We start from the raw sequence: 5,839 nt of genomic DNA on the forward strand, positions 1-5,839 counted from the left end.
ATCACCCACGAGAACTTTCGGGTTTTGAAGTAGAAGCGGTATATCAGTGTGAATACTCCACCGGCTGAAAGCCGGTGGCTTCAGGTTACGGCTCAAAGCCGGATCGGTCCGCCATGCGGCGGACTCACGTCACGGTAAAGTCATCGTCGGGTTCTGGGGGCGTCTGGTTCCTGATGTATTCGGCCCATACCTCGTCCGTCACATTGCCGCTGCTGGCAACCCAATAACCGCGCGCCCAAAGGTGCTGGCCCCAATACCTCTTGCGCAATATCCCGAACTCGCTCAGCAGCTTGTGCGAGCTACGCCCTTTCAGATGCTGCACCGCACGACTGACCGACAGGTTCGGCGGGATCGACAGCAGCATATGCACGTGGTCACGGTTGATCGAACCCGCATGCACGGTCATCTCATATGCGCGCGCCGTCTCACGCAACAACTCACGGCAGCGGTTGCCGACGTCGCCACCCAATACCTGGTAGCGATACTTCGTCACCCACACCAAATGGTATTTGCAGTCCCAAACCGTATGACTGCCACGTTTGTAAGAATCCATAATCAGGCACTATATCGCAAATGCCGCGATCCCGACCGGCTAAAGCCGTGGGGTTTACAGATCCCCTATCGGGGACTCTAAAATAACGCTTGAACCTACAGCGACTACAGGAACTACAAAGGACGCGAATCAACTGTCGGATCCTGCTCACGGCATGCACGCGCAAAGAACTTCATCCCATTCGGTTTTCCGCCCAACCCCAACTCGGTTGCGATTCACAGAAGCGAACACAGGCGGAAAGTGGAGAATGTCGCGATATGATCTCACTAGAATGGACGATGAACATGCTGAACTATCCCGATGCGGAAACCTTGTCCGGCTCGGATGCAGAAGCGCTACTCAGGAGGACGCAAAATAACACCTGAGATCGGACAATTCGCCCTTACCCTCGCGCTTGCCGTCGCGATTGTTCAAAGCATCTTGCCAATTGTCGGAGCAAGCACGGGACGCGTGCTTTGGATGGAAAGTGCAAAGACAACAGCGGTGCTTCAGGTGACGTTAGTTGCAATTGCGTTTGGCGCGCTCATGCGCTCCTTTGTTGTCAGTGATTTCACGGTTCGAAACGTGGTTGAAAATTCCCACTCTCTGAAGCCGATGATCTTCAAGGTTGCCGGCACTTGGGGCAGCCACGAAGGGTCTCTAGTTCTCTGGACCTTTATTCTCGTACTTTTCGGGGCTGGGGTCGCGCTGCTGGGCAGAAACATTCCGGTTGGTCTCAAAGCGCGAACTCTATCCGTTCAAGCCTGGATCAGCGTCGGTTTCCTGAGCTTCATGCTCTTTACATCCAATCCGTTCGAGCGGGTGTTTCCGCCGCCTCTGGATGGCACAGACCTTAATCCTCTGCTGCAGGACATCGGGTTGGCGATGCATCCCCCGCTCTTGTATTTTGGGTATGTCGGCTTCTCGATCGTCTTCTCCTTCGCGGTCGCGGCTCTGATAGAGGGTCGGGTGGATCCCGCATGGGCGCGTTGGGTGCGGCCTTGGACTCTGACGGCCTGGATCAGCCTCACTGCGGGGATCGCACTCGGCTCTTGGTGGGCCTATTACGAACTTGGCTGGGGCGGCTGGTGGTTTTGGGACCCGGTGGAAAACGCATCCTTCATGCCATGGCTGCTGGGTACGGCACTCCTGCACTCCGCTATCGTCACGGAAAAGCGGGACACGTTCAAAAGCTGGACCATTCTTTTGGCCATCCTGACCTTTTCACTGTCACTTCTGGGGACATTTATCGTCCGATCCGGCATTTTGACATCCGTTCACGCGTTCGCGGTCGACCCGGCGCGCGGCGTGTACATTCTCGGCCTTCTTGGCGTAACCATTGTCGGCTCACTGACACTTTACGCATGGCGCGCGCCTCAGCTTGGATCGGGTGGCGTATTTCGGCCGATTAGCCGCGAGGCGGGGCTTTTGCTCAACAACCTTCTGCTCGCGACCGCAACGGCGACCGTCCTTTTTGGAACACTCTATCCGTTGTTTGTGGAAGCGGTGACTGATGAAAAGATCTCTGTAGGACCACCGTATTTCAACGCGACGTTTATCCCTTTCATGCTGCCGCTAGTCATCATCATGGGAATTGGCCCATTCCTGTCTTGGAAACGGGCCGATCTTCCCGGTATCTGGCAGCGGCTGCGTTTGGTTTTTGGTATCGCGATTGGTGTTGCGGGGATCGTTTGGTACCTTCAGACAGACGGGCCCCTGCTTGCAGTGGTCTCAATAGGGATTGCAGCCTGGGTTTTTGTTGCAACGTTGCGCGAATGGGCGTTGCGCATCAAGCTCTTTGATTTACCCCTTTCACAGTCGCTGCGTCGCGCGCGGAACTTGCCGCGCGCTGCGCACGGTATGACGCTCGCGCATCTTGGCGTTGCAATGCTTGTGCTTGGGTTTGTAGGTTCCACAGCCTGGAAGGAAGAACGTGTTCTTTTCGCAGAACCGGGGACGACCGTGGAAATCGCCGGTTTTGAGGTAATATTCGACGGTGTCGAACGGTTGCGTGGTCCAAACTACATCGCACAACAAGGCCAGCTTCGCGTCTTGAAAGATGGACGGGAGATTACGCTTCTTCGTCCGGAGCGCAGAAACTATCCAGTTGCGGGGACGTCCACAACCGAATCTGCAATCCGATCAACGCTCAGAGGTGATCTCTACGTCACCATCAGTGAGCCTGCGACCGAAAAGGCGTCGGGCCAGTGGAATTTGCGCATTCTCTACGAACCACTGGTTAATTGGATATGGATCGGAGCGACGATGCTGGTGCTTGGCGGGTCCCTTTCGCTATCGGACCGCAGATTGCGGGTGGGTGCGCCGTCGCCAAAAAGCCGGTCGTCAGCGCTTCAACCGGCGGAATGATATGATGAAGAAAATCCTTCTCGCGATGCCAGCGCTGGTCGCAGTGGTCTTGGGTGGATTTTTGTTCTGGGGGCTCAACCCAGACCGAGATCCTAACGCAATTCCTTCCGCTTTGGTCTCCGAACCAGTTCCGGATTTTGAGCTTCCACCGGTAGAGAGCACGCAGACCCCCGGACTGTCGGCCGCAGCCCTTCGTAGCATTGGCGAGCCGGTTTTGGTCAATGTATTCGCTTCATGGTGCGTGCCCTGTCGTGCTGAGCATGCGGTGCTAACCAGGCTTGTTGAACAGGACGGTGTTCGGCTGATGGGGATTAACTACATGGACAAACCAGCAGATGCCGCAAACTGGCTGGAGGAGCTTGGCAACCCCTATGAGAGGATCGGATCAGACAGCGAGGGCCGGGTCGGTATCGAATGGGGTATTTCGGGGGTGCCTGAGACGTTTGTGATCGATGCGAACGGTATCGTAGTCTATCGCTACGTTGGTCCCATTGTGACGCCAGAGGCACAGGATGAAATTCGTGCTGCGTTGGCCGCAGCAGGTGGTCAATCATGAAGAGTTGGCTCTATTCACTGGTGCTGATGCTTGCCGCAACAACCGCGGCATGGGCTGTGGAGCCAGATGAGTTGCTGGATGATCCGGTGCTTGAGTCGCGCGCCCGGGAGCTCTCAAAGCAGCTACGCTGCGTTGTCTGCCAGAATCAGGATATCGATAGCTCAAATGCGGGTGTTGCCCGAACGATGCGCACCTTGCTGCGCGAACGTCTGATTGCAGGTGAAACAAATGACGAGATCATTGCGTTTTTCGTAGATCGATATGGTGACTTCGTCCTGTTCAGGCCGCGACTGAAACCCGCCACGTATCTGTTGTGGTTCGGACCAGCGGTTCTTTTTGCCGTTGGGATTGGCGTTGTCTTTGTCACAATCAGGTGCCGAAGCAGGGCCGTTCTTGATGGCACTGCTGATCCACTGAGCCCCGATGAAGAGCGTGAGTTCGAAGCCATTTTTCATGAAAATGAAGGACGGAGAGACCCATGATTTGGTTGGTGTTAGGCGCGATGGCATCCATCACTGTCCTTCTGTTCTTGTCCGGTCTCTATCGAACGGGTGAAGTCCTGAACAGAAAGGATGGAGCGTTGGTTATCCTCAAGGATCAGCTTTCCGAAATTGATACTGATCAAGAGCGGAATCTGATATCCGTTACCGAGGCCGACGCGGCCAGGGTTGAAATCAAACGCCGCATTCTGGCTGCCGGTCGGCTTGCGACACGTGAATCGTCGCGCGCAAGCGGGCGAAGCACCATCTTCGCGTCCGCCATTGCCACGCCATTGGTAGCCTTCGCTCTGTATTCTCAAATCGGCTCGCCACAGATCGAAAGCCAGCCTCTGGCGTCTCGCGCATCTGAAACCCAGGAAGCCGCAAACCTCTCAGAGTTGACCCAGAGACTAAAAACCCGGCTTGAAGCAGACGAGTCTGGTGGACCAAGTGATGGTTGGGTTCTGCTCGGTCAGACCTATATGCGTATGGCTCGTTACGATGATGCCGCCGATGCATTCGAACGCGTCACTGTCCGCGACAATGCAGATATCTCAACCCTATTGCTATATGCCGAGGCCTTGATCGCAGCCGAGAACGGGATCGTGACGCCGCAAGCGGAAAGCGTGATCGAACGCGCATCGGAGATGGACCCCGATGATCCAGGCCCAATTTTCTATAGAGCCCGGATCCTCGAACAGGACGGGGTTCCAGATGAAGCGAGGACGCTTTTGATCGAGCGCCTCAAGAGAGCGGATCGCGCCTATCCGTGGATGGAACTTTTCCTGTCTGTCGCCAACCGATTGGGGGAACAGGTTGGAGAGAGCCCTGTCACCCTAGCTGATTTCTTTCCGGACTCTCGGGACGCGCGTAGCCCCGGTGCGGCCGATATCGAGGCCGCTCAGGACATGTCGGTCGAGGAACGCAGCGCTTTCGTCCGCTCCATGGTTGACCGCTTGGCGGCGCGATTGTTGGATGACCAAGACAATCTTGAAGGATGGCTTCGGCTTGCGGAGGCGTACAGTGTATTGGGTGACTTTGATGCTGCCCAGAACGCCGCCGACAATGCGCGCACCTTGGCCGAAAGCCTTCCGGAAACCGACCCTATGCGTGCCGCCGCCACGGCCCGATTGGATCGGATCAACAAATAAATTGGGGCCGCGTGGTCTCAGATACATAACAGCTTTCCTTTCACCTGAAACTAAACCACTGTAGGTTCTGCCTCCCTTGAGCAATGCAACGGCACTATGTCATCGTTTTCGGACAGCGCTGAGATTGGCAGCCGACAGTGCTTCGAGAACGGCATCCGCAGATAGTAGTTCAGATAAAATGATACCTTCAGGAGCATTTGGACCGTAGACGATGTTGAGCGGAATTGCGTATCTGCCGTGCGCCTCGAGATAGGATTGGATTTTCGCGTCCGGTCGCGTCCAATCCGCGCGCATCGCAATCACGCCTTCCTCGCCAAGTGCTCCCAAAACTGGTTCACGATCCAGGACCAGGGTTTTGTTTGCTTTACAAGTGATGCACCAATCCGCAGTAACGTCCACGAAGACAGTTTTGCCCTGCGACACTTCACGCGCGATCCGGGACCGGTCGAACTCGACCCAGTAAGAAGTGATCGAGGCTGTTACATCATCGGAGCTTTTTGGCAGCAGTGCAGGGGCCGCCAACGTCATGCCCAAAACCGCAGTCATTCCCCACAGCAAACCGTTACGAGGCTGAACCTGATAGGCTCTCGCCGCCAGTACGATGAGCCCAAGACCCAGCAGCACCAGGCCTGTGAGAGTTGGCGACGTCACACCAATCAAGACCCAGCATAGCCATGCAACGGTTCCGGCAAGCAGCAATCCGAGAACGATCTTTGAGCTACTCCCCATCTTTTGGACAGGATCTGGCGTAAAC

Annotated in this window: 6 protein-coding genes; 4 read left to right on the forward strand and 2 right to left on the reverse strand. The window is 55.8% G+C overall.

Annotation, left to right across the window (positions count from 1 at the left end; all coding sequences use genetic code 11):
• Positions 1-124 precede the first annotated feature (124 nt).
• Positions 125-559 (reverse strand): IS200/IS605 family transposase, encoded by a 435-nt coding sequence (gene tnpA / locus PVW49_RS23430; protein WP_274591769.1) that lies wholly within the window; start codon positions 557-559, stop codon positions 125-127.
• Positions 560-907: 348 nt separating this feature from the next.
• Between tnpA and PVW49_RS23435 the strand changes: the two genes are divergently transcribed.
• The 4 genes from PVW49_RS23435 to ccmI are packed head-to-tail and all read left to right on the forward strand — an operon-like array spanning position 908 to position 5,085.
• A complete protein-coding gene (locus PVW49_RS23435; protein WP_008282980.1) occupies positions 908-2,899 on the forward strand; it encodes a heme lyase CcmF/NrfE family subunit in 1,992 nt (663 codons plus the stop codon).
• A 4-nt stretch (positions 2,900-2,903) separates the two neighbouring features.
• The gene (locus PVW49_RS23440) at positions 2,904-3,455 is read left to right on the forward strand and encodes a DsbE family thiol:disulfide interchange protein (RefSeq protein ID WP_027263707.1); all 552 of its coding nucleotides are present in this window, start codon (positions 2,904-2,906) and stop codon (positions 3,453-3,455) included.
• Positions 3,452-3,937: a cytochrome c-type biogenesis protein gene (locus tag PVW49_RS23445; protein WP_037240132.1), complete on the forward strand. Its 486-nt coding sequence runs from the start codon at positions 3,452-3,454 to the stop codon at positions 3,935-3,937. The genes PVW49_RS23440 and PVW49_RS23445 overlap by 4 nt, the downstream gene beginning before the upstream one ends.
• On the forward strand, positions 3,934-5,085 hold the full coding sequence (gene ccmI / locus PVW49_RS23450; RefSeq protein WP_027263709.1) for a c-type cytochrome biogenesis protein CcmI: 1,152 nt from the start codon (positions 3,934-3,936) through the stop codon (positions 5,083-5,085). The genes PVW49_RS23445 and ccmI overlap by 4 nt, the downstream gene beginning before the upstream one ends.
• Positions 5,086-5,184: 99 nt before the next feature.
• On the opposite strand, the gene PVW49_RS23455 is transcribed toward ccmI, so the two are convergent.
• Positions 5,185-5,839, reverse strand: a 655-nt coding sequence (locus PVW49_RS23455; protein ID WP_274591768.1) for a thioredoxin family protein, incomplete at its 5' end; no start/stop codon positions are given.

The organism is Marinovum sp. PR37, from assembly GCF_028807375.1.
GTDB lineage: Bacteria > Pseudomonadota > Alphaproteobacteria > Rhodobacterales > Rhodobacteraceae > Marinovum > Marinovum algicola.

Coding starts and splice junctions, on each gene's coding strand:
- PVW49_RS23445 (WP_037240132.1), top strand. CDS start 3,452: ATGAAGAGTTGGCTCTATTCACTGGTGCTGATGCTTGCCGCAACAACC.
- ccmI (WP_027263709.1), top strand. CDS start 3,934: ATGATTTGGTTGGTGTTAGGCGCGATGGCATCCATCACTGTCCTTCTG.
- PVW49_RS23440 (WP_027263707.1), top strand. CDS start 2,904: ATGAAGAAAATCCTTCTCGCGATGCCAGCGCTGGTCGCAGTGGTCTTG.